The organism is Kitasatospora sp. NPDC056181, from assembly GCF_042266225.1.
Lineage (GTDB): Bacteria > Actinomycetota > Actinomycetes > Streptomycetales > Streptomycetaceae > Kitasatospora.
In genome coordinates this window covers 46,623-70,985 of the sequence record NZ_JBHJUK010000027.1, presented here as the reverse complement: position 1 = coordinate 70,985, position 24,363 = coordinate 46,623, and the positions used below count along the sequence as shown (strand labels likewise).

Genomic DNA, 24,363 nt, shown 5'->3' with positions numbered 1-24,363 from the left:
GGGGCTGGTCGGGGGCTGGTCGGAGGTGGCTCGGGGGCTGCTCGCAGGCGGGTCGGGGGCGGCTCGGCGCCGGCCGGCCGGTGGCTCAGGGGCGGGTTCGCGGTCGCTGCAAGGGGACGCCCGCCCGCTTGACCGCGCGGGCCACGATCGCGGTCTCGGCGCGGTCGACACCGAGCGGGCCGAGCGTCCCGGTGAGGAAGCGGTAGAGGCCGCCGTGGTCCGGGCAGAACAGGGTGGCCATCAGGTTGGCCGGGCCGCTGGTGGCGAAGACCCCGTGCACCTGGGGGTGGCGGGCCAGGGCCGTGCCGACCTCGGCGAGCCGGCCCGGGGGGACGTCCAGCCAGAGGTTGGCGTCCACGGCCATGCCCAGCAGCCGCGGGTCGACGGTGACATGGGTGCGGAGCAGCCCGGCGGCGGAGAGCCGGTGCAGCCGGCGGCGGACGGTCGACTCGGGCGTACCGACGGCCACCGCCAGGGCGGCGTGGGACTGCCGGGCGTCGACGGACAGGCGGGCGATCAGGGCGCGGTCGAGCTCGTCGAGCGTGGGTTTCTCCCGGGGCCGGTCCGCGGCCGGGTGGGTGAGGGTCGCCGGGACAGGGGCGGCCGGAGGGATCAGGGCAGCCGGCGGGACGGGGGCTGCCGACGGGACGGGGGCTGCCGACGGGACGGGGGCTGGCGGCGGGACGGGGGCGGCCGGGGTCAGGGCTGCCACCTCGGCCTCGTCCAGGTAGCCGGCCTGCCACTGGCCCGCGTCCGAGAAGGCGTGCAGCACCGCGTGGGTGGTGGTCTCGGTGACCGCCGCGGTGGCGGGCAGTTGCCCGTACAGCAGCCGGTCCCGGGCGCCCGCGTCGCTCAGCATCACCGCACCGACCTCCTGGCCGCCGAGCATGACGTCGACGAAGGGCACGTCGGGACGGTCGGCGAGGGCCTGGGCGATGGTGTCGACCTTGCCCCGCAGTACCCGGACCCGCAGCAGCAGCGCGCCGACGGCGGCGTCCTCGACGTCGGGCATCCGGACGACGCGCAGCAGCCCCGCCTGCTGCATCCGGGCCAGGCGGCGGGTCACGGTCCGGGCGGAGACGCCGAGCACCTCGGCGATCCGGCCGGTCCCGGCCCGGCCGTCGACCTGGAGGGCGCAGACCAGACGGCGGTCCAGCGCATCCAGCACCGTGTCCGGATCAGCAGTCGAGAGGTCCATCGAGTCCGATCTCCGTCATTTCTTGATCGATTCACGTCCTGTCCAGCAGTACGGACGGTACTCCTTGTCCTGTGCGGCCGGCGGATCCGGCTTCCGGGCCGCGGCGGACAGGACGCTGACACGACAGGAGGACGGCGATGAACGACGAGGTCCAGGAGCTGGCGATGAACGACGAGGTCCAGGAGCTGAAGGAGCTGCTGCCGGGGGTGGAGGCGGCGGTGCGGGAGGTCGGCGCCCGGCTGGCCGAGGTGCGACCGACCGAGCCCACCCCCGGGCGGACGGTCGCGGAGGCGATGGCGCACTTCGCCGAGCTGGACGGCCCCGCCGCCGCCCGCCTGCGGGCCCGGCTGGGCGAACTGCGGCCGCAGGCCGGCTGGGTGACGGACGAACTGGAGGGGTCGGTGCCGGCCGAGGGCGAGTGGTGGCTCTGCGACGCCACCGACGGCGCCGTGCAGTACCTGCTCGGTCTGCCGCACTGGGCGGTCACCGCGACCCTGGTCCGGGACGGCGTCGCGGTGCTGGCCGTGGTGCACGCGCCGCAGCTCGGCGGGCGGACGTACCGCGCGGTGCGGGGCGGCGGCGCCGAGCTGGACGGGCGAGCGGTCGCGCCGCTGGAGCGCGAGCTGGCGGTGGCCGTGGCCGGGACCAGCCAGCCGCCGTCGGCGGCCGCGGACGCGGTGGCACTGCGCCGCGCGGGCGAGTCGCTGACGGCGGTGCTCGGATCCGTGCTGGCCGTCCGCAACCTGGGACCGACCTCCTTGCAGGTGGCCCAGGTCGGCTCCGGGCACCTGGGGCTGTTCTGGGAGTACGGCGCCGACGCCGGCAACCTGCTGCCCGGCGCGCTGATCGCGTCCGAGGCGGGCGCGACGGTGACGGACGCCGTCGGCGCGGCCTGGACGGCCGGCTCCGACGGCTTCCTCGCCGCCGCGCCCGGGCTGCACGGGGACGTGCTGGAGGTGCTGCGTTCGGTCGGGTGACGGCGCGCCCGCCTCAGCGGCCGGCGAGGCCGAACAGCCGGGCCGCGTTGTCGTGGCAGACCGCGCGCAGCCACTCCTCCCCCAGGCCCAGGCGGTCCAGCGCCTCCAGCTGGTGCACGTAGCGGTACGGGATGCTGGGGAAGTCGCTGCCGAGCAGGACCCGGTCCTGGAGCCCGACCAGGCGCGGCAGTTCGGCGGGCGGGAACGGGGTGTCGCGCTCGACGAAGTCGGTGAACGCGATGGTGGTGTCGAGCCGCACGTTCGGGTACCGCTCGGCGAGGTCGAGGAAGTCGGTGTACTCGGGCAGCCCCAGGTGGGCCACCACCACGGCCAACCGCGGATGCCGGGCCAGCACCTCGCCGATCGGGCCGGCACCGGTGTACTTGCCGGGGACGGGCCCGGAGCCGCAGTGCGTGACCACCGGCGTGCCGGTCTCGGCGAGCAGGCCCCACACCTCGTCGAGCAGCCGGTCCGTCGGGTCGTACCCGCCGACCTGGACGTGTGCCTTGAAGACCCGGGCGCCGTCCTCGATCGCCCGGGCCACGTACGCGGGCGCGCCGGGCTCGGGGAAGAAGGTCGCGGTGTGCAGGCAGTCCGGGGTTCGGGCGGCGAAGCCGGCGGCCCAGGCATTGAGCCAGGCGGCCATGCCGGCCTTGTGCGGGTAGAGCATCGCGGTGAACGCCCGGACGCCGAAATCCCGCAGGCACTGGACGCGTTGGTCCTCGGCCAGCCGGTAGGTGATCGGCCACGGCCGGTCGACCAGCGGGCCCGCCGCGTCGAAGTACGCCCACACCTTGTCGAGGACGTTCTGCGGCATGAAGTGGGTGTGCACGTCGATCAGACCGGGCAGACCGAGGCGCTGCCAGAAGGCGCGGACCTCGGCCGCCTCGGCGCTCCTGCCGACGGCGTCTCTCATGGCCGCCTCGTCGGCCCTGACCGCGTCGTCGGCCCTGACCGCGTCGTCGCCCTTGACGGTGGCATCGCTCATGCGGGCGTCGTCGTTCATGCGGGCTTCGTCGCTCATGCGGGCACCGGGCGGGCGCGGTCGATGATCGCCCCGGCGTCGGTCCCGGACGGCAGGGTGCCGAAGGCCGCTCCGTGGTCGCCGCCGAGCCGGGAGGCGCAGAAGGCGTCCGCCACCGCCGGGTCGCCGTGGCGGACCAGCAGCGAGCCCTGGAAGGCCAGCGCCATCGACTCGACCAGCCGGCGCGTCCGGAACTCCACGTCGCCCAGGTCGGCGAGCTGCTTGCGGAGTTCGGCGACGGCCGCGTCGAGCCGGCGGTCCGCGCCGGCCGCCGCGTCCAGCTCGCCGAGGAAGGCCTCGACGCTCTCCGGCCGCCTGGCCATGGCGCGCAGCGCGTCCAGGGCCGCGACGTTGCCGGAGCCCTCCCAGATCGAGACCAGCGGCGCCTCCCGGTAGAGCCGGGGCATGCCGGACTCCTCGACGTAGCCGTTGCCGCCCAGGCACTCCAGGGCCTCTGCCGCGTGCGCCGGCCCGCGCTTGCAGACCCAGTACTTGGTGACGGCCAGCCCCAGCCGCCGCACCAGCGTCTCGGTCTCGTCCCCGGCGAGGGCCTGGTCGGTGGCCTGGGCGAGCCGCATCGCGACGACCGTGGCCGCCTCGGACTCCACGACCAGGTCGGCGAGCACGTTGCGCATCAACGGCTGGTCGACCAGCGCCCGGCCGAACGCGTGGCGGTGGACGGCGTGGTGGACGGCCCGGGTGGCGCCGAGGCGCATGCCGGAGGCGGCTCCGATGGAGCAGTCGAGGCGGGTCATGTTGACCATCTCGATGATGGTCGGGACTCCCCGCCCCTCCTCGCCGACCAGCCATCCGACCGCGCCGTCGTACTCGATCTCGGCGGAGGCGTTGGACTTGTTGCCGAGCTTGTCCTTGAGCCGCTGGAGGTGGAGGCGGTTGCGACCGCCGTCCGGGAGGACGCGCGGCAGCATGAAGCAGCTGAGCCCGCCCGGCGCCTGGGCCAGTGTCAGGAAGAGGTCCGACATCGGCGCCGAGGTGAACCACTTGTGACCGGTCAGGCGGTAGGTGCCGTCCGCGTGCGGGGTGGCGGTGGTGGTGTTGGTGCGGACGTCCGAGCCACCCTGCTTCTCGGTCATCGACATGCCGGCGATCAGCCCGCGCTTGCCGCGCGGCTCGCGCAGCCCGAAGTCGTACTCGGTGGCGGCGAGCAGCGGCTCCAACTCGGCCGCGAGGACCGGGTTCGCGCGCAGGGCCGGGACCGCCGCGTACGTCATGGAGACGGGGCAGGTGTGGCCGGCCTCGACCTGGCCCCAGACGAAGAACTTGGCCGCGCGGGCGGCGTGTGCACCCGGCCGGTCGTCGCGCCAGGGCGCGGCGTGCAGACCGTGGCCGACGGCGGTGCGCATCAGCTCGTGCCAGGCCGGGTGGAACTCCACCTCGTCGATCCGGTGGCCGAAGCGGTCGTGGGTACGCAGCACCGGCGGGTTCTCGTTGGCCAACCGGCCCCACTCGGCGGCCTGTTCGGAGCCGGCCAGCCGGCCCAGTTCGTGCAGTTCGGGCTCGGCCCAGCCGGCGCCGGCCCGGTGCAGGGCGGCGATCAGCGCCGGGTCGGCGGCGGTGTCGTGTCCGTACGGCAGGGGCACCTGGTTGGTGACCTCATGCGTCGCTGTCATCGCGTCCTCCCAGGGCACGCAGGGTGAAGGAGACCAGGGCGGGGACCACCTCGGGCGGGGTGTCCCCGGAAACGGGTGTGTGGGCCTCGGCGAGCGGGCCCGCCAGCGCCTCGCCGACCGCCCCGACGATGCCGGCCGCCGTCAGCTCCGGGTCCTGCCCGGGCAGTTGGCCTGCCGCCACGGCGGCGGTGATCTCGGTGGCGATCACGTCGCGGAACGCCCTCCGGAACACCAGGCGTTCGGCGTCCACGACCGCGTCGGCCGGCTCGACCAGGAGCGCGTAGGCGAGCCGCGGTGCCCGCAGGGCGCGGGCGGCGAAGGTCTCGACGACGGCGGCGATCCGCTGCTGCGGGGTCTCGCGGCGGGCGACGGCCTCGTTGACGGCGGTGATCTCGCGGGTGACCACCCGGCGGAACAGTTCGACGGACAGCTCGGCCTTGTTGGCGAAGTGCTGGTAGAGACTGCCGGTGGCGATCCCGGCGCGGTCCGCCACGGCGGCCATCGAGCAGCCGCCGTAGCCGCGCTCGGCGAGCAGCCCGACCGCCGCCTGGAGCACCGCCTCGCGCTGGGCGTCCAGACGGGCTTGTACGGCGGGCGTGCGTCGGTAGGCCATGGAAGCATTGAAGCACCGATTCACTGCTTCGGGGAGGGGGCGCGCGCCGCTTTCCCCACTGGGGGCTTCCCCCGGCGAGGCTGCCCGGCCGGGGCCGTCCCCGCTGGTGTGGGCGCGGGCGGGCGCGGGGGCGGTAGGGGCGGGCGCTGGCGTGGGGAGCGGGGCGCAGGGCACAAGCGTGGGCGTGGGCGTGCGCGTATGCGAAGGGGCCACCCGTCGGCGGTATGCCGGCCGGGTGGCCCCTCGCGGATCCTCGGTGGTCGCCCGTCGCCGTTACAGGCGGTGGCGCTCCAGCTTCAGGCCCTCCTCGTCCAGCGGACCGAACGGCGGGACCTGGTGCGACTGGGCCAGCGAGCGAGCGGCCGCCGGGTCGGCCAGACCCGCCCACTCCAGCACCTTCGCGGTGGCCTCGGCCGACTCGGCCGCCGGCAGCTTGCCGATGTTGGAACCGTGGTTGCCGCCGGGCACGGTGTAGACGTGGCTGTCCTCACTGCCCCAGCCCAGCCGGAACGGCTCGGCGCCCCACGGGTCGTTCTGCCCGTAGACGAAGATGATCCGCTCGGCCGAGTGCTTCACCCAGCGGTCGATGTCACGCATCGCGGACGGGTCGAAGCGCATCGGGATGTTCTTCGGCACGTAGGTGCGCGGCGAGTACAGCTCCTTGAAGTCGTAGTGCTGCAGGCCCTTGAGGTGCGGGACCTCGAAGGTGGGCGAGCCCAGCTCGGTGCCCGCCTGGTAGTAGTACGCGGTGTACTTGGCGAGCGACTGGTCGCTGTTGCCGGTGATGCCGGACTGCTCGTCGAACCACGCGTACAGCTGGTCGTCGGTGGCGGCGGCCCCCGGCGGGACCTTGGCGCAGTCCGCCTCGGTGCTGTACTGCCAGAACGCCCAGACCACGTCGAGCACGCCCGCCTCGTACGCCCGGTCCGCGCTGCCGGTGGTGGTGAAGGTCGAACCGGCGGCGGCGTTGTCGGCCGCGTAACGCGCCTCCAGCCGGTCGCGGCGGACCAGCAGCTCACGCTGCGCGGCGTTCAGCGCGGCACGGCACTCAGGGGTACCGACGTTCTTGAAGAACTCGGTGTACGCGGAGTCCTCGCGGTTGTCGACGTCGTTCGGCGCGACGTACGCGATGGTGCCGTCCACGTCCTCCGGGAAGAAGCGCCGGTGGTAGGTGGAGGACATGCCGCCCTTGCTGGCCCCGGTCGAGAGCCACGCGCGGTGGTAGATCCGCTTGAGGGCGGTGATGATCCGGTGCGAGTCGGTGGCAGCCTGCTCGATGCCGGCCTTGGTCCAGTCGGCGGGCTCCGGGCGGGACGGCGTGAAGTAGCGGTACTCAATGGAGACCTGGTTGCCGTCGGTCAGCCGGGTCGGCTCGGTGCGCGAGGGGTTGGTGCCGAGGGTGTAGCCGTTGGTGTAGAAGACCGTCGGGCGGTCGTAGCCCCGGTGCAGCACGCTCAGCCGCTGCTGGAACGTACCGAGCCACGGCCGGAAGTGGTCGATCGGCTGGGTGTACGTGAGGAGGAAGTACCGGTGGTCGGCGTCGGTGGGCTTCTCCTCGGTGACGGCCATCCCGGGGATCGCCGCCAGCCGGTCCTTGATGTCGGCCGAGGCGTCGTCCGCGACGGACGATCCGGCGGCGGCCTGCGCACCGGCCTCCGCACTTCCGGGCTCCCCCTGCGCGAACGCGGGCGTCGCCAGGCCGAGGCCGAGCAGCGGTATCAGCAGAACGGCGACCAACAGCCTTCTGAGCTTGGTGGACATCAACTCTCCATCGGGTCAACGGAACTGTTCGACACTCTCCGGCAGCCGGTGGCCGGCCGCCGGTCGGACGGCCGTCCGGTAGACGGCCGAGTGGGCCACCCGCCGATCGCGGATGGCCCACCGGGGAAGGGTGTGCAGGTCAGGGGCGCGGCAGGGTGCAGCCGGGCAGGGTGAGGTCGAGGCGGTTGCCCGCCGCGAAGCAGGCCGGGATGCCGTAGGTCTCCTGGGCGTAGTTGATGCCCTGGCGGACGGTCACCACACCGTTCTGGTCCACCTCGCACGGGTTGTTGTCGGTGCAGCGCTGGCCGTCCTCGTTGCCGGTGTTGTTCACGGCGACGACCTGGCCGGTGTTGACGTCGACCACGGGCGAGCCGGAGGTGCCGCCGATGGTGTTGCAGCTGGAGGTGTAGCGGACCGAGTCCTTCCAGGTCCAGGAGCCCTCCTTCAGCCGGTAGACGAAGCCGTCGACCGAGCAGGAGTAGATCTTCTTCCAGTACCCGGAGACCACCTTGATCGAGGTGCCCTGGACCGGGTGACCCGCCGCGATGGTCAGCGGGGCGATCCCGTAGCGCGACTGGATCGAGGCGTAGGTGGTGTTCAGCTGGTAGATCGACACGTCGGTGTCGGTCATGGTCCCGTAGACCACCTTGGTGGCGCGCAGCGTGGCGGCCTTGCCGCCGGTGGAGTTGAGCAGCGAGAAGGTGCGGCTGGACGCCTGGTTGACCACGACCTCGCCGGGACCGGGGAACCCGCTCTCCAGGCAGTGGCCGTTCGAGAGGACGAGCGCCGGGTCGGTGGCGGCCGAGCCGGGGAGGCGGACCAGCGAGCCGGAGCAGTTGCTGAGCGCCACCGTACCGGCGAAGTTCACCGCGGCGGCGGCCCGCGCCTGCGTCCCGGCGGCCTCCGCGACATTCTCCGCGGTGACTGCGGACGTCCCGGCGGCTGCGGTGGCTGCGGTGGTGGCTCCGGCATCGGCGGGGGCTGCGGTTGCCGTGGGGGCCGCGGCGAGGGCGGTGGCCCCGGCCAGCAGGAGCGTGGAGAGCATGCCTATGAGCGGCTTCTTCATGAGAGACCTCTCGTTGTGGGGGTGCACCCAAAGCTGGCGCGGACATGACGAGATGTCAAGAGTTCACCCACAAAGGAGGGGTACGGTCGACCACTCCCCACCGGTCGACCACTCCCCCACCGTCAGCCGCCCCGACCGGCCCCGGCCACCCCCAAGCCACCGTCAGCCAGCCCGACCGACCCCAAGCCACCGTCAGCCAGCCCGACCGACCCCAAGCCACCGTCAGCCGCCCCGGGTCGGCCTCAGCCCCCGATCGGCCTCAACCACCCGGCCAGTGGCGGCGGCCGAGGCTGATCAGCCGGAGCTGGAGCCTGGCGGTGGCGGCGATCCGCCGCTCACGGGCCGGATCCGCCTCCTGCGCCTCAAGGAAGGCCGCGGCCGTGGAGACCATGTGGTCGACGTAGAGCTCGGCCAGCATCCGCAGATCCTCCCGACTCCACCCCTCGGACACCGGCTGGAGCGCGAGCGCCGCGCCCACCTCCTCGGCGAACCGACCCAGTTCGGCGTCGATCGCCTCCCGCACCTGCCGCACACCCCCGTGCCGCTCGCGGGACAGGAAGCGCACGTGAGCGTGGTGCTCGCGGACGTGCTGCTCGATGACGTCCACCGTCCGGTCGATCAGCTCCTCAGCCCCGCCCTTGCCGGCGAGCACCGAGCGGACCATCACATGGAGACTGGCGAGCGACTCCTCGACCAGCGCCACACCAAGGGCGGCGAGGTCGGGGAAGTGGCGGTAGAACGCGGCCGGCGACAGCCCGGCAGCGCGGGTGACCTCGCGTACGCCGAGGCTCGCCAGGTTCTGATCGGCCAGCAGGCCGAGCCCCGCATCCAGCAACGCACGCCGACTCTGCTGCTTCTGGGCCTGCCTGGCCCCCACACTGTGACTCACGCCATTCAGTAAACAAGTGTTTGCCGAACTTGGCCAGCCGGGCGTAGAGTGGCCGAGGATTCAGCGAACACTTGTAAACCCAAAGTTTCGCACCCGTCTGCTCCCGGAAGGGCACGCCATGATCCTGCTCACCGCCCTGATCGCCATGGGCGTTCTCGTCGGCGCCGCCGCCCACACCTCGCTCCCGGTCTTCCTCGCCGCCTCCGCCGCCATCGCCGCCTGGCTGCTCGCGTTCGGTGCCCGCGAGGGCATCGCCCGTCTGCGTCAGCGCTGAGCCTGCACCCCCTACGCCCTCCGGCCTTCTGACCCACCGGCCTCCGCCCTCCTCGGAAGGACTCACCACCACCATGAGCACCGCCACGAGTACTGCCACGAGTGCCGCCACGAGTGCCGGCGCTGTCACGAGCACCGCCGCCCGCACCACCGCCCACACCGCCGTGGGCGACTCGGGTACGGGCACGACGCGCCGTCACACCGCCTCCGAAGCCGACAACCTGGCCGTCGCCTCCTTCCTGCTCGGCCTGCCCGGCCTGCTGCTCTTCAACATCGTCCTCGGACCGCTCGCCATCGTCCTCGCCACGCTCGCCCTCGTCCGGGGCACCCGCCGCCGCGGACGCGCCGTTCTCGGCCTGGTGCTCGGCGTCGCCGCCCTGGCCCTCCTGGCCGTCACCACCGCCGCCGACCACGGTGTGCTCTGGCAGATCGGCACCTGAGCCGCAACCGGCTCGGGCGGCGGGCCCCGGATGGCGGGCGCGCTCATGTGATGAGCACTGGATGGCAGGTGCACTCGGATGACGGACGCACCCGGGCGGCGAGCCCCGAATGGCGGGTGCCCTCGGGTGGCCCGACCGTGCGGCCCTGCGGCCTCCGCGGACCGCTCTGGCCAGCACAGGAACCACGCCACTCGAACGACTGATCCAGCCAATCCGCGGCGCCGCACCCGCCCGTCCCCGTACTGTGGCGCTATCGGCCGGGTGAATGTATGGGGGCTGGAGTGACGACCGAGTACCAGAGTGACGCGCAGTCGGGACGGACGGGAGGCCCCGGCGCCCCCGGACGGACGGGCCGGCTGCTCGCCGTGAGCGACCTCCACGTCTCCTACCAGGAGAACCGCGACCTGCTGGAGAAGCTGGAGCCGGACTCCCCCGACGACTGGTTGATCGTCGCCGGCGACATCGCCGAAATCACCACCTCCATCGAGTGGAGCCTGGGCCTCCTGGCCGAACGCTTCGCCCGCGTGATCTGGGCCCCCGGCAACCACGAGCTGTGGACCCACCCCGACGACCCGGTACAGCTGCGCGGCGTGGCCCGTTACGAGTACCTGGTGGAGCTCTGCCGCCGTCTCGGTGTCGTGACCCCCGAGGACCCGTACCCGGTCTGGGAGGGCCCCGGTGGACCGGTCGCCGTGGCGCCGCTCTTCCTGCTGTACGACTACTCCTTCCGTGCGCCGGGGACGACCACCAAGGAGGAGTCCCTGGCAGCCGCCTACAGCAGCGGCGTGGTCTGCGCGGACGAGCGGATGCTCCACCCGGACCCGTTCCCGGACCGCGACTCCTGGTGCCGCGAACGCGTCCGGATCACCGAGGAGCGGCTCGCCGCCCACGACCCGGACCTGGCGCTGGTCCTGGTCAACCACTATCCGCTGGTGCGCCACCCCACCGAGGTCCTCTGGTACCCGGAGTTCGCCCAGTGGTGCGGCACCGAGCTGACGGCCGACTGGCACCGCCGCTTCAACACCGCCGCGATGATCTACGGCCACCTGCACATCCCCCGGGTGACCTCCTACGACGGCGTCCGCTTCGAGGAGGTCTCGCTCGGCTACCCCCGCGAGTGGCACCGCCGCGGCCTGCCGGACCCGCTGCTGCGGGAGGTGTTCCCGCAGGGCGGCTGAGGCCACCCTGCGGCCCACGGCTTCGAGGTCCGGAGGCCCTGAGGCCCTGAGGCCCTGAGGCCCTGACGGCCGAGGGCCGAGGGCCAGAGGAGCTGAAGGCCGAGAGCCGGAGGAGCCGAGAGCCGGAGGTCCGGAGGCGTGGGCGGCCCGCAGTGCCGCGGCGTGGAGTCGCCGCGGCCCGCGGGTCCACGGTGGGTGCGGCCCGGACCCGCACCCACCCGCCCGCCTCACTCCGTCGCGATCGCCCGGAGCACGTCCAGCCGCGCCGCCCGGCCCGCCGGACGGAGGCCGGCCACCGCGCCGGCCAGCAGCCCGGCCCCCAGCACCACCGCGAGCTGCCCCGGCGGTATCGCGAACGAGCCCGTCCCCGCGCTGTCCGAGGCCCGCACCAGCGCCCAGCCGAGGAAGGCTCCGAGAGCGAGCCCGCCCACCGTGCCGAACGCGGCCACCAGCACCGACTCCCAGCGCACCATGGCCCGCAGCTGCGCCCTGGTCTGGCCGACCGCCCGCAGCAGACCCAGCTCCCTGGTCCGCTCGTGCACGGCCAGCGTCAGCGTGTTGGCGATGCCGAGCAGCGCGATCAGGACCGCGAGCGCCAGCAGTGCGTAGACCACCGAGAGCATCATGTCGACCCCTCCGGCGGCGCTCGCCGCGTACTCGTCCCGGTCCTGCACCTTCGGGTTCCCGAACGGGGCCGCGGCCTTCTCGACGGCCGCCTTGCCGGCCCCGAGCGCCACTCCGCTCTTCAGGCCCACGGCCACCATGGTGTCGGAGTCCTGGCCGCGATGCGGGGCCCAAGCCTGGCGGGTTATCAGGTAGTCGCCGGCCAGCCCGCCGCCTTCGTACAGGGCGCGGACAGTGAACGTACCGCTCGCGCCGTCCGTGAAGCCGACGGTGACGCTCTGGCCCAGCCTCCAGCCGTGCTGTCCGGCCTCGCTGCGCGAGACCGCCAGGCCGTCCGTGCCCAGGGCGTCGAGCGTGCCGTCGACCCGGCCGAGGTCGACGATCCCGGCCAGCCGCGCCGGATCGGTGACGTCCAGCGTCCGCCCGTGGCCGTCGATCCGTGCGACGCCGCGGCCGAGGCCCACCGTCTGCCGGACCTCGGGCAGTTGGGCCAGCGCATCGGCCAGCTTCGGGCTGACCCCGCTGCCGCCCGCACCGAACGAGGGCGCGGTGACGGCGAGATCCCCGGCGAAGGAGGAACTCACCGTGGCGTCCAGGGTGGCCTTGACGGAAGCGCCGAACACCGTGAACAGGGTGACCACGGCGACACCGATCATCAGCGCGCTCGCGGTCGCCGACGTCCGGCGCGGGTTACGGGCCGCGTTGCGCCGGGCCAGCGTGCCTGAGACCCCGCGCAGCCGGGGCAGCGGAGCACCGAGCGTCCTGACCGCGAAGGACGCGGCGACCGGGCCGAGCACCACCACGCCCGCCAGGACGCCCAGCGCACCGGCGACGGTCAGCGTCACCGACGGCCCGTCGGTCGCACCGACGACGGCGGCCGGGACGCCGGCCGCGACCAGCAGGGCGCCGAGCGCCACCCGGACCGTGCCGGAGCGCCCCTCGGCCGCCCGGTCCACCCCGGTGTCGCGCAGCGCCGCCAGCGGCGCGGTGCGTCCGGCCCGGACGGCCGGCAGCAGCGCCGATCCCACCGCCACCACCGTGCCGACCAGCAGCGGCAGGACGACCGCGGCCGTGGTGATCACCATGCCGCCGGTCGGCAGCGAGAAGCCCAGCACCGAGAACAGCGCCTTGAGTCCGGCCGCCACCCCGATCCCGCCGAGCAGTCCGCCGAGCGAGGCCAGTGCGCCGACGGCCAGCGCCTCGGCCAGCGTCGCGCCCAGCACTTGGCCGCGCACCGCGCCGAGCGCCCGGAGCAGCGCGTTCTCCCTCGTCCGCTGGGCGACCACGATGGCGAAGGTGTTGTGGATGGTGAAGGTCGCGACCAGCAGCGCGATCCCGGCGAAGACCAGCAGCAGCGTGGTGAACATGGTCAGGAACCGCCCGGACACCATGTCCGTGCTCTCCTGGGTGGCCGCCGCCCCGGTGACCGCCTCCACCCCGTCCGGCAGCTGCGGGGCGATCCGCGCCACCAGCTCGCCCTGCGGGATTCCGCCGGCGGCCCGGACCTGGATCGAGGCGGCCTGGCCGCTGCCCCTGGGCGTGAGGTAGCGCTCGGCGTCCCCGAAGGTCAGGGCCGTGAAGGTGCTCGGCCCCATCCCGTCGGCGCTGTCCCCGAAGGTGGCGATCCCGACGATGGTGACCGTCACCGGGTCGGGGGTGCGCAGTACGGTGGTCGAGCCGAGGTGCAGGCCCCCGGTCTTCGCCGCACCCCGGTTGATCACGGCCTCGCCGGGTGCGGCGGGCGCGCGGCCCTCCGAAAGCTTGTACGGGTTCAGCCGGCTGTCGCCGAGCCAGTTCCCGGCCAGGGTCGGCGGACCCTGCCCGCCGACGGGCTTGCCGTCACTGCCGACCAACTGGCCCGCGCCCTGGACGGACGGCTCGGCGGCCGCCACCCCGGGGACAGCGCGCAGCCGATCGGCCAGCGCCGTGTCGACGGGTGCCCGGACTCCTCCGGGCGTGCCCGGGGAGTCGAGCACGTCGGCACTGCGGACCACCACGTCCGTCCCGGCGTTGGCGTCGGCGAACAGGGTGTCGAAGTTGGCCCGCAGGGTGTCGCCGAGCACCATCGTCCCGGTCAGGAAGCTGACCCCGAGCAGGATCGACAGAAAGGTGCCGACCAGTCGGCGTCTGTGCTCGCGCAGGGAGCGCAGACTGAGCCGGACGGCGGTCGTCGTGGAGCTCATGCGCCCTCCTCCGTTCGCCCCGCAGGGGTGTGAGCCCCTTCCCACACCTCGGTCGTCCGACCGCTTCGCCCGCTCATGACCGCCCCCGTTCGAAGGCCTTCATCCGGTCCAGCACCCCGCCGGCGGTGGGCCGCTCCATCCGGTCGACCAGGCGGCCGTCGGCGAGGAACAGCGCCTCGTCGGCGTGCCCGGCGGCCATCGGGTCGTGGGTGACCATGACGACCGCCTGCCCCATCTCGTCCACCGCGCGGCGCAGCAGCCCGAGCACCTCGCCGCCGGCGCGGGAGTCGAGGTTCCCGGTCGGCTCGTCGGCGAAGACCACCTGCGGCCGTCCGGCAAGCGCCCGGGCCACCGCCACGCGCTGCTGCTGGCCGCCCGAGAGCTCGCTCGGGCGGTGGTGGAGCCGGTCGCCGAGGCCGACAACGTCGATCAGCGCGTCCAGCCAGGCCTGGTCCGGCGCCGCGCCGGCCAGGTCCAGCGGGAGGGTGATGTTCTCCCGGACGGTGAGCGTGGGCACCAGGTTGAACGCCTGGAAGACGAAGCCGATCCGTTCCCGGCGCAGCAGGGTGAGCCGCCGGTCGCCGAGCGGGCCCAGCTCGGTGTCACCGATGTAGGCGCTGCCGGCGGTGAGGGTGTCCAGCCCCGCCGCGCAGTGCATCAGGGTGGACTTGCCCGACCCGGAGGGGCCCATGATCGCGGTGAACCGTCCGGCCGGGAACTCGACCGTGACGTGGTCGAGCGCCCGGACCTCCGTTCCGCCGACGCCGTAGATCTTGACGGCGTCGGCGACCCGCGCGGCGGTGCCGCGTACGACATCGAGGGTGGTCACTTCCCGGCACCCCCTCGGTAGTCGCCGCCGAACGAGCCGCGCTCCTGCGTGCGGCGTGTCTCGGTCAGCACGGCCCGCTTGGCGCGGTACTCGTCGGCGTCGATGTCGCCCTCGGCATAGCGGCGGCCCAGTACGGCCATCGGGTGGTCCGGGCCGCCTCCGCAGCCCCGGCGCCAGACCGTCCGGCGCAGGAGGACGATCACGAGGAACACCACGGCGGCCCAGGCCAGCGGGATCAGCAGGATCCAGGGGCCCGGCCAGTGCCCGTCGTGGTCGGCCAGCAGCGTGTTCATGGTGCTTCATCTCCTCGGCGGTTGGCTTCAGGGGCCTCGGGACTGCTCCGAGGTGACCTCGGGAGGGTTCCCGAAGCGACCTCGGGGCGGTTCCCGAAGTGCTTTGAGCCTCCCGCCGGGGGAGCTACTCCCGCGTCCTCCGGGGAGCGGCAGTCGGGATACTCCCGTGGGAGTACGGAAGGCCGCGCCGCAGGGATGCGGGGAGTACGGGCAGGACAGAAGTGGGGGTGGCGGGACAAGGAGCACCGGAGGTAGTGAGGTGGCAGAGGGCGTGCTCACCCGCGGGGGCGGTCCGGAGGGTCGGACCGCGCAGCAGGGGCCGGGCCCCGCCTCAAGGGCCCGGCCGCACCTCGGATGCCGGGACGCACCGCAAGGCACCGGGACGCACCACAAGGCACCGGGCCCCACCTCAGGAATCCGGGCCGCGCCTCAGCCCAGCCAGCCCGGCCGCACCAGACCCGACTCGTAGGCCAGCACGACGAGTTGCGCCCGGTCCCGCGCACCGAGCTTCACCATCGCCCGGCTGACGTGCGTCTTCGCGGTCAGCGGGCTGACCACCAGCCGGCGGGCGATGTCCTCGTTGGAGAGCCCCATGCCGACCAGCGCCAGGACCTCCCGCTCGCGCTCGGTGAGCACGGAGATGTCCGTCAGGCCCGTCGCCGCCGCCTCCGGCGCCTTCGAGCGGGCCGCGAACTCGCCGATCAGACGGCGCGTCACCCCGGGTGAGAGCAGTGCGTCCCCGGCGACCGCGACCCGGACCGCCCGTAGCAGCTCGGCCGGCTCGGTGTCCTTGACCAGGAACCCGGCCGCCCCCGACCGCAGCGCCTCGAAGACGTACTCGTCCAGCTCGAAGGTGGTCAGCACGACCACCCGGACCTCGGTCAGTGCCGGGTCGGTCGCGATCCTGCGGGTCGCCTCCAGCCCGTCCATCCGGGGCATCCGGATGTCCATCAGGACGACGTCCGGCAGGAGTTCGCGGGCCAGCCGGAGCGCGGCCTCGCCGTCGTCCGCCTCGCCGACGACGGTGAGGTCGTCCTGCATGTCGAGCAGCGCGCGGAACCCCGCCCGTACCAGCAGCTGGTCGTCCGCCAGCAGTACCCGGATCACGCACCCTCCCTCTCATCGGTGGTCCCCGGGCCCGCTCCCGAGGTCCCCGGCCACTCGCCTGCGGACCCCGGCGGCGCGCCCTCCGGCCGCGTCGGCAGCACCGCCCGGACCCGGAACCCGCCGCCCGCGGACGGCGCCACCGGCCCCGCCGTGATGCCGCCGCCGAACGCCGCGGCCCGCTCCTGCATCCCGGCCAGCCCACTTCCCGACCCGCCCGCGTCACCGGGCGAGGCCGGGCCCGGGTCGGCGACCACGACGACCAGGGCGTCGGGATCCGTCCAGTCCAGCACGACGACCGCCTGCCGGGCGATCGAGTGCCGGATCACGTTGGTCAGCGCCTCCTGGACGATCCGGAAGGCCGTCAGGTCGATGCCGGCGGACAGCGCTCGCCGGCTGCCCTTCTCGTGCACCTCCACCGCCAGCCCGACGTTGTCCGCCTGCTCGGTCAGCTCGTCGAGCCGGTCCAACCCGGGCGCCGGGCCGCGCGGCGCCGCCGCCCCGGGCGCCCGCAGCGTCCCGAGCACCTGGCGGACCTCGCCGAGCGCCTCCTTGCTGGTCGCCTTGATCGTGGTCAGGGCCGTCCGCGCCTGCTCCGGCCGTCTGTCGATCAGCGCGAGCGCGACCCCGGCCTGGATGTTGATCAGCGACAGGCTGTGCGCCAGGATGTCGTGCAACTCCCGCGCCATCCGGAGCCGTTCCTCGTTGGCCCGGCGTTGCGCCAGCTGCTGCTCGTACTCCCGGTGGGCGGCCATCTGCTCCCGCCGGAACCGCACGATCTCGGCGACCGACACCACCAACAGCAGCCAGGCGATCAGCGCCAGCTCCTGCCACCAGGTGATCGTCGACGGCGCCGCGCGCTGCCAGTCGGCCGGTACCGCGAAGGTGACCAGCGCATGGACGAGGTAGACCCCGCCGAGCCCGGCCCAGGCGGCCCGGCGGTGCCCGGAGCCGATCGCCGTACAGCAGGCGACCACCCAGCTCAGGAAGACCGGCCCGTACGGGTACCCGGCGGTCACGTACACCGCCGTGACCAGCGAGGTGCCCGCCACCACCGCCACCGGCCACCTGCGGCGCAGGACGAGCAGCGCGGGCCCGAGCAGCAGCAGGAGGTAGCCGAAGGCGTCCAGCGGGACCCGCCCGCTCTGGTGCCTCGCGGCCGCGGAGGACCCGACCACCTGGACCACCGCGACCACGATCGCCGCGGCCACCGGCCACCCCGCCTTGGCGGCCCGCACCCACGGCGGACGCCACGGCTCGGCGAGCCCGCCCGCAGGCGCGCCGAACCCGCCGGGGGGCGCGCCGAACCCGCCCGGAGGCGTCCAGCGGGACCCGCCCGGCGCGGGGTGCTCTCCCGGCACGGGGTGCTCCTCCGGCGGCCCGGAACCCGCCGACGGCGGCCGAGGTGTACGCGGCGTCATGCCCGGAAGGCTAGACCCCGCACACGCCCGGCCGCGTCACCCCGGAGTTGCGTTCGGGCGTACTCCCGCGGGAGTACGCCCGAACGCAAGCTCTACTCCCGGCTGCTGCTCCCCTCTACCCCTCCACCCTCGTGTCCGCCTCCACCTTCGCCTTCGCCTCCGCCTCATCGAAGGTCGCCGAGGCCTCCGGCCGGGCGAGCGTCACCACCAGCTCCCCGTCGTCCACCCCCGCGATCAACGTGTCACCCTCCTGCACGCTGCCGTCCAGCAACAGGTTGGAGACCCTGTTGTCCAGCTCCGACTGGATGGTCCGGCGCAGTGGCCGCGCCCCGAACTCCGGCCGGTAGCCCCGGTTCACCAGCCACTCCCGGGCCTCCTCGGTGACCTCCAGCCCCACGTCCTGCGCCTTCAGCCGGCGCCGGCTGCGGTCCAGCATCAGATCGACCACCTGGAGCAGGTCCTTCCGGGTGAGCGCGTGGAAGACGATCACCTCGTCGATCCGGTTGAGGAACTCCGGGCGGAACTGCGCCCGGAGGTCCCTCATCAGGTCGTCCCTGATCTCGTCGACGTCACCCGCGTGGTCGAGGATCCGCTGCGAGCCGATGTTGCTGGTCATGATGACCACGGTGTTGCGGAAGTCGACCGTGCGCCCCTGGGCGTCCGTCAGCCGCCCGTCGTCCAGCACCTGGAGAAGCAGGTTGAAGACGTCCGGATGCGCCTTCTCCACCTCGTCGAAGAGCAGCACGCTGTACGGCTTGCGGCGGACCGCCTCGGTGAGCTGGCCGGCCTCGTCGTAGCCGACGTACCCGGGCGGCGAGCCGACCAGGCGGGAGACGGTGTGCTTCTCCTGGAACTCGCTCATGTCGAAGCGGATCATCCGGTCCGGGTCTCCGAACAGCAGCTCCGCCAGCGCCTTGGCCAGCTCGGTCTTGCCGACGCCGGTCGGGCCGAGGAAGAGGAAGGAACCGGTCGGCCGCTCCGGGTCGCCCATCCCGGCCCGGCCGCGCCGCACGGCCTGGGCGACCGCCGTCACCGCCTGGTCCTGCCCGATGACCTTCCGGTGCAGGTGCTCCTCCAGCTTGAGCAGCCGCTCGCGCTCGGTCGCGTTCAGCTCGGCGACCGGGATGCCGGTCCGCCGCGAGAGCACCTGCGCGATGTCGTCCGCGGTGACCTCGACGACCTCCTCGCGGCCCTCGGCGATCGCGGCCAGCTCGTCCTCGGTCTGCCGCAACTCGGTCTTCAGGTTGGCCGCCCGCACGAACTCCTCGTCCGCGACCGCCTCCTCCAACTCCCGGCGCAGCTTGCTGATCCGCTCCTCAACCGGCATCGCCTTGGTCGAACCGCTCAGACTGCGCAGCCGCACCCGCGCACCGGCCTGGTCGAGCAGGTCGATCGCCTTGTCAGGCAGGAACCGGTCGCTGACGTACCGGTCGGAGAGGGTCGCGGCGGCATCCAGCGCCTCGTCGGTGAAGCGCACCTGGTGATGGGCCTCGTACGCGTCGCGCAGCCCCTGCAGGATCTCGATCGTCTCCCCGACGGTCGGCTCGGGCACCAGCACCGGCTGGAACCGCCGCTCCAGCGCGGCGTCCTTCTCGACGTGCTTGCGGTACTCGTCCAGCGTGGTGGCGCCGACCACACTCAGCTCCCCCCGGGCCAGGGCCGGCTTGAGGATGTTGCCCGCGTCCATCGAGCCGTCGCCGCCACCACCCGCGCCGACCACGGTGTGCAGCTCGTCCAGGAAGAGGATCACGCTCTTCTCGGCCGCCGTGACCTCGTCGATCACGCTCTTCAACCGCTCCTCGAACTCACCCCGGTACTTGGAACCGGCCACCAGCGCGGTGAGGTCGAGGGTGACCACCCTCTTGTCCCTGAGGCTCTGCGGCACCTCCCCGGAGACGATCCGCTGCGCCAGGCCCTCGACGATCGCCGTCTTGCCGACGCCCGGCTCGCCGATCAGCACCGGATTGTTCTTGGTCCGCCGGGAGAGGATCTCGACGGTCTGCTCGATCTCCTCGGCCCGCCCGACCACCGGGTCCAGCCGGCCGGAGCGCGCCTCCTCGGTGAGGTCCCGGCCGTACTCGTCCAGGGTCGGGGTCTGGCTCGGGTGCGCGCCGGTGCTGCTGCGTTCACCGCCCACGCCGCGCCCGTCCAGCACGGTGCGCAGCGCCTCCTGCGAGGGGGCCGCGTTGCGCAGGGCAGTGCCCGCGCCCGAGCGCTCCTCCTCCAGCAGGGCGCCGAGGATGTGCTCCGGCCCGATGTAGGAGGCGCCGGCGGCCTGCGACCGGGCGTGCGCGGCGAGCAGCGCGCGCTTCGCCGAGGGGGTGAGTGCGGGCCGCCCGTCCCGCTCGACCTCCGCGGTCCCGGTCGGCAGCCCGGAACTCAGGTCGTCGGCGAGCCGGTCCGGATCGACCCCCGCCCGCTCAAGCATCCGCCGTGAGGGCTCCACCCGGGTGGCCGCCCAGACCAGGTGCGCGGTGTCGAGGTCCCTGCTCCCGTCCTCGGCGGCGCGGTGCGCGGCGAGGGCCAGCAACTCCTGCGAGGACTCGCTCAACATCCGCCCGATCGGCACCCGCTGAACCGCCGGCGGGGAGGCCAGCGGGCTCATGCCGAAGAACCGGCTGAGCAGGTCGGAGAACGGATCGTTCGACCCGAACGGGGGCATCGTCACGGTGGATCACCTCTCCCAAACGATTTGAGCCCACACAAACACAGGCCCCGTTCACCCGCCTCCCGGGACGATCCGTTGGCGGCCCGGTGCCTCACCGCGTGCTTGCCTCAGCACATGCATGGCTCAGCGCATGCGTGCCTCACCGCGTACGTGCCTCACCGCAGGCGGGCCTCACCCCGTACGTGCCTCACCGCATGTGGGTCTCAGCCCGTGAAGTGGTCGAGCAGCACGCCCCCGCTGTACGTGACGACCATCGCAAGCATGCCGCCCGCGACGTTGCGCAGCACCGCCCGGACCACCCCGGCCCCGCCCAGCCGGGCACTCGTCCAACCCGACGCGGTGAGCGCCACCAGGACGGCGAGCACCGTCACCACCAGCCGCCAGGACTCCGGCGGGATCAGCACCGCGAGCAGCGGCACCAGCGCGCCCAGGGTGAAGGCCGCGGCACTGGCGACCGCCGCCTGCCAGGGGTTGGTGAGGGCCTTCGGGTCGATTCCCAGCTCGGTGTGCGCGTGCGCGGCAAGCGCGTCCCGCTCGGTGAGCGCCACGGCCACCTCGCGGGCGAGCCCGTCGTCCAGCCCGCTGCCGCGGAAGAAGTCGGTCAGTTCGTCCAGCTCACCCTCCGGGTCCTCCGCGAGCTCGCGCCGCTCCTTCGCCAACGCGGCCTGCTCGGTGTCCCGTTGGGTGCTGACCGAGACGTACTCCCCGGCCGCCATCGACATCGCCCCGGCCAGCAGCCCCGCCACACCCGCCGCAACCAGCGCCGTCCGCGACCCGGACGCGCCGGCGACACCGGTCACGATGCCCGCCGTGGACACCACGCCGTCGTTGGCGCCGAGCACGGCCGCACGCAGCCAGTTGAGCCTCGACGACAGTTCGGCCCGGCTGCTGCCGCCCTCGTCGGGCTTCGTCACCGCCACGGACCGCCGCCCATCCAGGACCACTCCCCGTCACTGCTCGGCGCTCTCCTCAGCCCCTCGATGGTCTCCCTGCCCGCCTGCGGCCGCACGCCGCCGCACGTCCGCCAGGAGCTTGCCCAGCAGTCCGACGAGCTGCTCCCGCTCCGACTCCGACAGCCCGCCGACCAGTTCGGCTTCCCGGCCCAGCACCACGTCCACCGACCGTTCGACCAACGCGTGCCCGTCCGCCGTCAGCGACACCAGGACGGCACGCCGCCCGCCCTCGCCCGCCTCCTCCGGCGCCCGCGCCACCAGCCCCTGCCGCTCGGCGCGGGCGACCCGCTGCGAAATCGCCCCCGCCGTCACCAGCGTGCGGCGGGCCAGCTCCCGGGTGGTGAGCGTGTACGGTGCCCCCGAGCGGCGCAGCACCGAGAGCAGGTCGAGCGTGGCCGCGTCGATCCCGGCCGCCCGCAGGGCCCGGCCCCGGTCGTCCGTGAACACCTTCGCCAGCCACCAGATCGGCGTCACGATCTCGATCGATCCGGTCGGCGTCCCGGGCCGCTCCCGCTGCCAGGCCGCGGCGATCCCGGCCGCAGTGATCCCGGCCGCGTTGCTCTCCACCATCGCGCACACCACCCTCCTGCTACGTTTAGACCTAAACATACTTCCGGGGGGAGTCACATGTCCCGCACCACCCCGCACACCACGCCGCACGTCACGCCGCACGTCACGCCGCACGCCAGCACGAACACCGTGCCGCGCACCGTGCTCGTCACCGGCGGCACCAGCGGCATCGGCCGCGCCGTCGCCGAACTCTTCGCCGCCACCGGCGACCGGGTCGTCCTCACCGGCCGGCACCCCGACACCGTCGAACGCACGGCCGCCGACCTGTCCGCCCGCGGCGTCGTCTGCGACGCCACCGACCCCGCCCAGGTCGCCGAACTCGCCGCCGGCCTCCCCGAACTCGACGTCCTCGTCAACGCCGCCGGCGGCCTCCCCGGCCCCGCCCCGGACGACCTCCCTCCGCTCGAAGCCCTGCTCGCCGGTTGGCAGGCCAACCTCGCCCAGAACCTCCTGACGGCCGTCCTCACCACCACCGCCGTCCGCCCGGCACTCGCGCCCGGCGGCTCGGTGATCAGCATCGGCTCCATCGGCGCCGAACGCCGCGGCGGCGCCTACGGCGCGGCAAAAGCCGCCCTGGCCGCATGGAACGCCGCGCTCTCCGCCGAACTCGGCCCGCTCGGCGTGACCGCCAACGTCATCGCCGCCGGCTACGTCGAGGGCACCGACTTCTTCCGGGGCGCCCTCACCCCCGAACGCCGCACCGCCCTCATCGCCGAGACCCACACCAACCGCCCGGGCACCCCCGCCGACATCGCCCACACCGCCCACTTCCTCGCCTCCCCCGGCGCCCGCCACCTCACCGGCCAGACCCTCCACCTCAACGGCGGCGCCCACACCTCCCGCTGACCCCGGCCCCCACCGCGCAATGCCAGGCAACCCCGGAGGCCGTACGGTCTCCGGGGCATCCCGGAAGCGTGGGCGCGGACGATGTGGCCGAACCTCGCCCCTCCCCTACCGGCCGGCGGCGTTCGCGAACCGCGCCGCCCGGGCATGCTGACCAGGTGTCAGGCGTAGGGCTTACGGCGTACGCGTCATGCGTCTGGGCCGGGGAGGGCGGAGCCGCGTGGAGGAACTGTCGGTCAGGCCATGGCGGAAGCCCGGCAGGTGGCGGCTGTACGTCAACAGAGCCGACTCCCGGGGTGCTTCGGTCGCATGGCTCGACTGCCTGACCGGCGTGATCGAGGTCCAGGACCCCGCGTCCGAGGCTGCCGCACTGGCGAAGGTCGAAGAGTGGTGCGCTGTCCACGGACAGTCCGTGCCCCCGCGGACCGTCAGACGCCGTGGAGGCGCAACCGTGCCGACGCCGCCCAGGGTGCCCGCGTCGCGGCAACGGGCCGGTACGCCGTTCCTGCCGCCGATGCGGGATGAGGACGACCTTTCGCTGAACGCCCCCGGAGCCGGGCTGGAAAGCATGCTCCGGCAGGAGGAACAGTCACACAACATCTGGGTTCGCCTGGTGGCCAAGGTGACCCGGAACCCGCTCGCCACCCCGACGACGCTCCTGGGACTGGAGGGCGAACGGATCGTCGGAGCCGCCCTGGAGCCGCTGAGGGCCTCGGGGTGGAAGGTCCTGCACGGCGTTCCGCTGCCCAGTGGGTCCGACATCGATCATGTGGTGATCGGCCCGCCCGGCGTCTTCACGATCAACACCAAGCACCACCCGGACGCCACCGTGCGGGTCGGCGACAAGATGGTCAGCGTCAACCGCAACAGCTTCCCCTACCTGGCGAACGCCGAGTTCGAAGCCTCGCGAACGACGGGGCTGCTGGAGGAGTGGTGCGGGTTCGAGGTACCGGTCCACCCGGTCATCGCCGTGGTCGGCGCCCGGAAGATCAGCCACGGCGGGGCGTCGTCCGTGCTCGTCGTCGCAGGCGAGCAGATCGCCTCGAACCTCCCGTCGGCACCAACGCGGCTCGCGCCGAGGCACGTTGACATGGTCTTCAGAGTCGCGCGACACCGCCAGGTCTGGAGCCGGATCGGCAGTCGCCACAGGAAGGCCCAGTAGCCCAACTCGCCCGAAGCACCCCGATGAGCGACCGGCCGTCGTGCCTGCGCACGCGTGGCGCTACTGCCTGCCGGAACGCTCCGAGCGGGCGGACGGCGGATACCCGAGAGCACGCCGAGGGGGTGCACGACCATCCCTCCACCTCGACACAGGCCTCCCTGGCCGACCCCTCCGGCCGGGGAAACTGTCACGCCTGGCCAGCATCCTGCACCTGCATAAACGTCGTGATCATTTAGGAGGAATTCAGGGGACCGACTCCCCCAAGTGAGCCATCTGGCGGACTCAGGCGCCCCGCAGAGGGACCGCGTTAACGAGACTGCGACTCCGGCCGGGCTGGCCGTGAACGCCCCCACAGCCACGCAGTGCCAGGACACTCAACACGACGCGCTCGGCCACACGAACCGGCTGCTCAAGCGCCGCCACCGATGTCAGCCCGAGATGGCAAAAGGCCCGCAGCATGATCGCTGCGGGCCTTTTGGGCCGGTGGGCGCGGACGGTTTCGAACCGCCGACATCTGCCTTGTAGGGCTTGGCGTGGGGCATCCGCCCTGACCTGCGGCGCGCCTGGTCTGACCGTTCCCTGGCCATCGCGCCCTCGGCGCCCGCGACCCACCGCCACATACCGCCCGATCTGGCACGCCTGTGGCACAGCCACTCGTGCGCC

21 protein-coding genes are annotated in these 24,363 nt (G+C 73.4%); 6 read left to right on the top strand and 15 right to left on the bottom strand.

All coding sequences use genetic code 11. The features are described 5' to 3' along the window. Positions 1-85: 85 nt before the first annotated feature. Complete coding sequence (locus ACFC1F_RS13655; protein WP_376157991.1) at positions 86-1,198, bottom strand: Lrp/AsnC family transcriptional regulator; 1,113 nt, start codon at positions 1,196-1,198, stop codon at positions 86-88. Between the two features lie 137 nt (positions 1,199-1,335). Here ACFC1F_RS13655 and ACFC1F_RS13650 point away from each other — a divergent pair, with 137 nt between their 5' ends. After that, on the top strand, positions 1,336-2,175 hold the full coding sequence (locus tag ACFC1F_RS13650; RefSeq protein ID WP_376157988.1) for an inositol monophosphatase family protein: 840 nt from the start codon (positions 1,336-1,338) through the stop codon (positions 2,173-2,175). Between the two features lie 13 nt (positions 2,176-2,188). On the opposite strand, the gene ACFC1F_RS13645 is transcribed toward ACFC1F_RS13650, so the two are convergent. The 6 genes from ACFC1F_RS13645 to ACFC1F_RS13620 form a co-directional block, all read right to left on the bottom strand. Next, positions 2,189-3,091 (bottom strand): amidohydrolase family protein, encoded by a 903-nt coding sequence (locus ACFC1F_RS13645; protein WP_376158018.1) that lies wholly within the window; start codon positions 3,089-3,091, stop codon positions 2,189-2,191. 104 nt (positions 3,092-3,195) lie between these two features. Next, positions 3,196-4,830 carry an acyl-CoA dehydrogenase family protein gene (locus ACFC1F_RS13640; RefSeq protein WP_376157984.1) on the bottom strand — a complete coding sequence of 545 codons (1,635 nt, stop codon included), beginning with the start codon at positions 4,828-4,830 and terminating at the stop codon, positions 3,196-3,198. Beyond that, entirely contained in the window at positions 4,814-5,443 is a 630-nt protein-coding gene (locus tag ACFC1F_RS13635) for a TetR/AcrR family transcriptional regulator (RefSeq protein ID WP_376157981.1), read from the bottom strand. Before ACFC1F_RS13635 ends, ACFC1F_RS13640 begins: the two co-directional genes overlap by 17 nt. Before the next feature lie 273 nt (positions 5,444-5,716). Beyond that, a complete protein-coding gene (locus ACFC1F_RS13630; RefSeq protein ID WP_209413423.1) occupies positions 5,717-7,204 on the bottom strand; it encodes a S28 family serine protease in 1,488 nt (495 codons plus the stop codon). A gap of 139 nt (positions 7,205-7,343) precedes the next feature. Further along, the gene (locus ACFC1F_RS13625; protein ID WP_376157977.1) at positions 7,344-8,270 is read right to left on the bottom strand and encodes a serine protease; all 927 of its coding nucleotides are present in this window, start codon (positions 8,268-8,270) and stop codon (positions 7,344-7,346) included. Positions 8,271-8,529: 259 nt separating this feature from the next. Continuing rightward, complete coding sequence (locus tag ACFC1F_RS13620; RefSeq protein ID WP_376157974.1) at positions 8,530-9,159, bottom strand: TetR family transcriptional regulator; 630 nt, start codon at positions 9,157-9,159, stop codon at positions 8,530-8,532. A gap of 118 nt (positions 9,160-9,277) precedes the next feature. Between ACFC1F_RS13620 and ACFC1F_RS13615 the strand changes: the two genes are divergently transcribed. The 3 genes from ACFC1F_RS13615 to ACFC1F_RS13605 all read left to right on the top strand — a co-directional run bounded on the left by ACFC1F_RS13615 (position 9,278) and on the right by ACFC1F_RS13605 (position 11,050). Continuing rightward, positions 9,278-9,433, top strand: coding sequence for a hypothetical protein (locus tag ACFC1F_RS13615; RefSeq protein WP_376157971.1), 156 nt, complete (start codon positions 9,278-9,280; stop codon positions 9,431-9,433). 73 nt (positions 9,434-9,506) lie between these two features. Then, positions 9,507-9,872, top strand: coding sequence for a DUF4190 domain-containing protein (locus ACFC1F_RS13610; RefSeq protein ID WP_376157969.1), 366 nt, complete (start codon positions 9,507-9,509; stop codon positions 9,870-9,872). Between the two features lie 281 nt (positions 9,873-10,153). After that, positions 10,154-11,050 (top strand): metallophosphoesterase family protein, encoded by an 897-nt coding sequence (locus tag ACFC1F_RS13605; protein WP_376157966.1) that lies wholly within the window; start codon positions 10,154-10,156, stop codon positions 11,048-11,050. Between the two features lie 227 nt (positions 11,051-11,277). Here the strand turns inward: ACFC1F_RS13605 and ACFC1F_RS13600 are convergent, their stop codons facing one another. The 8 genes from ACFC1F_RS13600 to ACFC1F_RS13565 form a co-directional block, all read right to left on the bottom strand. Further along, a complete protein-coding gene (locus ACFC1F_RS13600; RefSeq protein WP_376157964.1) occupies positions 11,278-13,857 on the bottom strand; it encodes an ABC transporter permease in 2,580 nt (859 codons plus the stop codon). A gap of 73 nt (positions 13,858-13,930) precedes the next feature. After that, positions 13,931-14,686 (bottom strand): ABC transporter ATP-binding protein, encoded by a 756-nt coding sequence (locus ACFC1F_RS13595; protein WP_209413418.1) that lies wholly within the window; start codon positions 14,684-14,686, stop codon positions 13,931-13,933. Then, on the bottom strand, positions 14,683-14,979 hold the full coding sequence (locus ACFC1F_RS13590; protein ID WP_376157961.1) for an SHOCT domain-containing protein: 297 nt from the start codon (positions 14,977-14,979) through the stop codon (positions 14,683-14,685). Before ACFC1F_RS13590 ends, ACFC1F_RS13595 begins: the two co-directional genes overlap by 4 nt. A 429-nt stretch (positions 14,980-15,408) precedes the next feature. Continuing rightward, a complete protein-coding gene (locus ACFC1F_RS13585; RefSeq protein ID WP_376157959.1) occupies positions 15,409-16,086 on the bottom strand; it encodes a response regulator in 678 nt (225 codons plus the stop codon). After that, positions 16,083-17,444: a sensor histidine kinase gene (locus ACFC1F_RS13580; RefSeq protein ID WP_376157957.1), complete on the bottom strand. Its 1,362-nt coding sequence runs from the start codon at positions 17,442-17,444 to the stop codon at positions 16,083-16,085. The genes ACFC1F_RS13585 and ACFC1F_RS13580 overlap by 4 nt, the downstream gene beginning before the upstream one ends. 175 nt (positions 17,445-17,619) lie before the next feature. Further along, on the bottom strand, positions 17,620-20,166 hold the full coding sequence (locus ACFC1F_RS13575) for an ATP-dependent Clp protease ATP-binding subunit (RefSeq protein WP_376158016.1): 2,547 nt from the start codon (positions 20,164-20,166) through the stop codon (positions 17,620-17,622). A gap of 209 nt (positions 20,167-20,375) precedes the next feature. Further along, positions 20,376-21,092, bottom strand: a complete 717-nt coding sequence (locus tag ACFC1F_RS13570) for a VIT family protein (RefSeq protein ID WP_376157954.1) — start codon at positions 21,090-21,092, stop codon at positions 20,376-20,378. A gap of 30 nt (positions 21,093-21,122) precedes the next feature. After that, the gene (locus ACFC1F_RS13565) at positions 21,123-21,695 is read right to left on the bottom strand and encodes a MarR family winged helix-turn-helix transcriptional regulator (protein ID WP_376157951.1); all 573 of its coding nucleotides are present in this window, start codon (positions 21,693-21,695) and stop codon (positions 21,123-21,125) included. A 129-nt stretch (positions 21,696-21,824) separates the two neighbouring features. Between ACFC1F_RS13565 and ACFC1F_RS13560 the strand changes: the two genes are divergently transcribed. Continuing rightward, positions 21,825-22,541: an SDR family NAD(P)-dependent oxidoreductase gene (locus ACFC1F_RS13560; RefSeq protein WP_376158012.1), complete on the top strand. Its 717-nt coding sequence runs from the start codon at positions 21,825-21,827 to the stop codon at positions 22,539-22,541. 511 nt (positions 22,542-23,052) lie between these two features. Then, positions 23,053-23,700, top strand: a complete 648-nt coding sequence (locus ACFC1F_RS13555; RefSeq protein WP_376157949.1) for a nuclease-related domain-containing protein — start codon at positions 23,053-23,055, stop codon at positions 23,698-23,700. Positions 23,701-24,363: the final 663 nt, after the last annotated feature.

Coding starts and splice junctions, on each gene's coding strand:
- ACFC1F_RS13600 (WP_376157964.1), bottom strand. CDS start 13,857: ATGAGCTCCACGACGACCGCCGTCCGGCTCAGTCTGCGCTCCCTGCGC.
- ACFC1F_RS13610 (WP_376157969.1), top strand. CDS start 9,507: ATGAGCACCGCCACGAGTACTGCCACGAGTGCCGCCACGAGTGCCGGC.
- ACFC1F_RS13645 (WP_376158018.1), bottom strand. CDS start 3,091: ATGAGAGACGCCGTCGGCAGGAGCGCCGAGGCGGCCGAGGTCCGCGCC.
- ACFC1F_RS13635 (WP_376157981.1), bottom strand. CDS start 5,443: ATGGCCTACCGACGCACGCCCGCCGTACAAGCCCGTCTGGACGCCCAG.
- ACFC1F_RS13575 (WP_376158016.1), bottom strand. CDS start 20,166: ATGCCCCCGTTCGGGTCGAACGATCCGTTCTCCGACCTGCTCAGCCGG.
- ACFC1F_RS13625 (WP_376157977.1), bottom strand. CDS start 8,270: ATGAAGAAGCCGCTCATAGGCATGCTCTCCACGCTCCTGCTGGCCGGG.
- ACFC1F_RS13650 (WP_376157988.1), top strand. CDS start 1,336: ATGAACGACGAGGTCCAGGAGCTGGCGATGAACGACGAGGTCCAGGAG.
- ACFC1F_RS13590 (WP_376157961.1), bottom strand. CDS start 14,979: ATGAACACGCTGCTGGCCGACCACGACGGGCACTGGCCGGGCCCCTGG.
- ACFC1F_RS13555 (WP_376157949.1), top strand. CDS start 23,053: ATGCGGGATGAGGACGACCTTTCGCTGAACGCCCCCGGAGCCGGGCTG.
- ACFC1F_RS13630 (WP_209413423.1), bottom strand. CDS start 7,204: ATGTCCACCAAGCTCAGAAGGCTGTTGGTCGCCGTTCTGCTGATACCG.
- ACFC1F_RS13655 (WP_376157991.1), bottom strand. CDS start 1,198: ATGGACCTCTCGACTGCTGATCCGGACACGGTGCTGGATGCGCTGGAC.
- ACFC1F_RS13640 (WP_376157984.1), bottom strand. CDS start 4,830: ATGACAGCGACGCATGAGGTCACCAACCAGGTGCCCCTGCCGTACGGA.
- ACFC1F_RS13615 (WP_376157971.1), top strand. CDS start 9,278: ATGATCCTGCTCACCGCCCTGATCGCCATGGGCGTTCTCGTCGGCGCC.
- ACFC1F_RS13565 (WP_376157951.1), bottom strand. CDS start 21,695: ATGGTGGAGAGCAACGCGGCCGGGATCACTGCGGCCGGGATCGCCGCG.